The organism is Streptomyces sp. NPDC090442 (genome assembly GCF_044769405.1).
Classification (GTDB): Bacteria; Actinomycetota; Actinomycetes; order Streptomycetales; family Streptomycetaceae; genus Streptomyces.
Genome location: NZ_JBIVXW010000199.1, coordinates 1 through 2,794 on the forward strand (window position 1 = coordinate 1; position 2,794 = coordinate 2,794).

The window sequence follows — 2,794 nt, forward strand, 5'->3', positions numbered from 1 at the left end:
CGATGCACCACGCCACCCTGCCCGAGTCCCTGCACATCGACGAGCCCAGCCCACACGTCGACTGGACAGCAGGAGCCGTCAGTCTCCTCACCGAACCCCGCCCCTGGACCACGCCCGACGACCGCCCCCGCCGCGCCGCCGTCTCCTCCTTCGGCATCAGCGGCACCAACGCCCACCTCATCCTCGAACAGACCGAAAGCACTCAGGAAACCGACAACAAGCCGGCCCCCACAGGCACCGTCGTCCCCTGGATACTCTCCGCGCGCAGCGAAGCAGCACTGCGCGCTCAGGCCACACGGCTACGCGAGCGCCTGACGGAGCTGCCGGAAGTCTCCACCACAGAGGTCGGCCACGCCCTGGTGACCACACGCACACAGTTCCCGCACCGCGCCGCAGTAGTAGGCACCGACCACACGACACTGATGAACGGCCTCGCGGACCTGGCAACGGGCTCCGGCACAGTGACGGGCATCGCATCGACGCCGGGCAAGCTCGCCTTCCTCTTCACCGGCCAAGGCAGCCAACGACCGGGAATGGGACGGGAGTTGTACGCCGCATTCCCCACCTTCGCCGCCGCCTTCGACGAGGCGTGCGCCGCATTCGACGCCCTCGGGGTGCCGTTGCGCGAAGCGATGGCAGACGAAACCGTCCACCGGACGGAATTCGCACAACCGGCCCTGTTCGCAGTCGAGTCGGCACTGTTCCGACTGTGGGAATCCTGGGGCGTGCGACCGGACGTGGTAGCCGGGCACTCCGTCGGCGAACTGACAGCCGCCTACGCGGCCGGAGTCCTCTCCCTCCAAGACGCAGCACGCCTCGTGGCGGAACGAGGCCGACTGATGCAGGCACTGCCCTCCGGCGGAGCGATGCTGGCAGTCCAGACATCAGAGGAAAAAGTACTGCCACTGCTGGCCGGCCTGGAAGGCAAGATCGCACTGGCGGCAGTGAACGGCCCAGAGTCAACAGTCGTCTCCGGCGACGCGGACGCGGTCGCCTCCATCGCCGCACACCTCGACGAACTAAGCGTCAAATCCCGCCAGTTGACAGTCAGCCACGCCTTCCATTCACCGCACATGGACCCGATGCTGGACGACTTCCGGGCCATCGCGCGCGGCCTCGACTTCCAGACTCCGAAGATCGCACTCGTCTCCACCCTGACAGGGCATCCGGCCACGGCCGAAGAACTGGCCTCCCCGGACTACTGGGCCGCACACGCGCGAGAGGCCGTGCGCTTCCACGCCGCCGTGCGCACCCTTGAAGCCGACGGCGTCACCACCTTCGTCGAACTCGGGCCGGACTCCACCCTCACCGCCCTGACACACACCAGCACCGGCACAGCAGCCGTGTGCGCCGCATCGTCACGCAAGGGCCTCCCCGAACCACAGGCCGCCGTGACCGCCCTCGCACAACTGCACGTCCACGGCGCCACGGAAATCGACTGGCGCGCGCTGTTCGGCTCCGGTGCCCGCTCCACGGACCTGCCCACATACCCCTTCCAACGCGAGCGCCACTGGCTGGAAGCACCGACCGGACACGGCGACCTCGGCGCGGTAGGACTGACGAAGGCCGAACACCCACTACTGGGCGCCGCCGTCGAACTGGCCGACGGCCAGGGGCATCTGTTCACCGGCCGACTGTCGTCGGCGACGCAGCCGTGGCTCGCGGACCACGCCGTGTTCGGCTCACCGCTCCTGCCCGGCACGGCCATGCTGGAGCTCATGCTGCTCGCGGGCGCCCGCCTCGACGTGCCCGCGGTACGGGAACTGACCCTGGAGAGCCCGCTGGTGCTGCCCGAAGGCACCGAGGTGGACATCCAGTTGGTCGTGGGCGGTGAGGACGCCTCAGGGGCGCGGACCGTCCGCTTGCACTCCCGACAGCCGGGCCGCGCCGAGTGGGTCCGGCACGCCACCGGCACCCTCGCGCCCGCCGTCCCGGATGCCACGCTCCAGGACGCGACAGCTCCGTGGCCGCCCACGGGCGCCGTGCCGATCGACATCGACGGGGCGTACGGGTTGCTCGCCGACCACGGTTACGACTACGGGCCCGCCTTCCAGGGGCTGCGTGCCGCCTGGCGGCTCGGCGAGGAGACCTTCGCCGAACTGCGGTTGGACGAGGAAACGGGCACCGGCGGGTTCGCTCTGCACCCCGCGCTCTTCGACTCCGTCCTCCACCCGATCGCCCTGGACGGCCTCCGGCAAGGCGACGGCACTCGGCCGGTACGGCTTCCGTTCGCCTGGTCCGACGTCACCCTCCACCGCGCCGGCGCGACGCTGCTGCGGGCCCGGCTCACGCCGACCGGAGAGAACAGCGTGGCGTTGGCGGTGACCGACGATTCCGGCAGGCCGGTGCTCTCCGCGTCGTCCCTGGCGGTGCGCGCCGTCGACCCCAGGCAGCTCACAGCAGGAATCGGGCAGCACGACTCGCTGTTCCGGCTGGACTGGGTGCCGGTCGCCGCACCCGCGCGTCAGGCTGTCGCGCACACGGCAGTGGTGCATCACGTGGCGCCCACCGCCGGTACGGGCGGTCCGGAGGAATTGCGCGAGAGGCTGGGCCGGGTCCTCACAGCCGTCCAGGACCACCTGGCCACGGACGAATCCGGGGCGCCGCTGGTCGTGGTCACCAAGGGCGCGGTCATGGACGACGCTGTCGACGTGGTCGCCGCGTCGGTGTGGGGTCTGGTGCGCACAGCGCAGTCCGAGCACCCGGACCACTTCCTCCTCCTCGACACCGACACCACCGCCCTCTCCCCCGAACTCCTCACCACCGCACTCGCCACCGGCGAACCCCAACTCGC

At 70.2% G+C, this 2,794-nt stretch carries 1 protein-coding gene; it reads left to right on the forward strand.

The genetic code is table 11. The features are described 5' to 3' along the window. Positions 1 to 2,794, forward strand: a 2,794-nt coding sequence (locus tag ACIQU6_RS44300; protein ID WP_403488347.1) for an acyltransferase domain-containing protein, incomplete at both ends; no start/stop codon positions are given.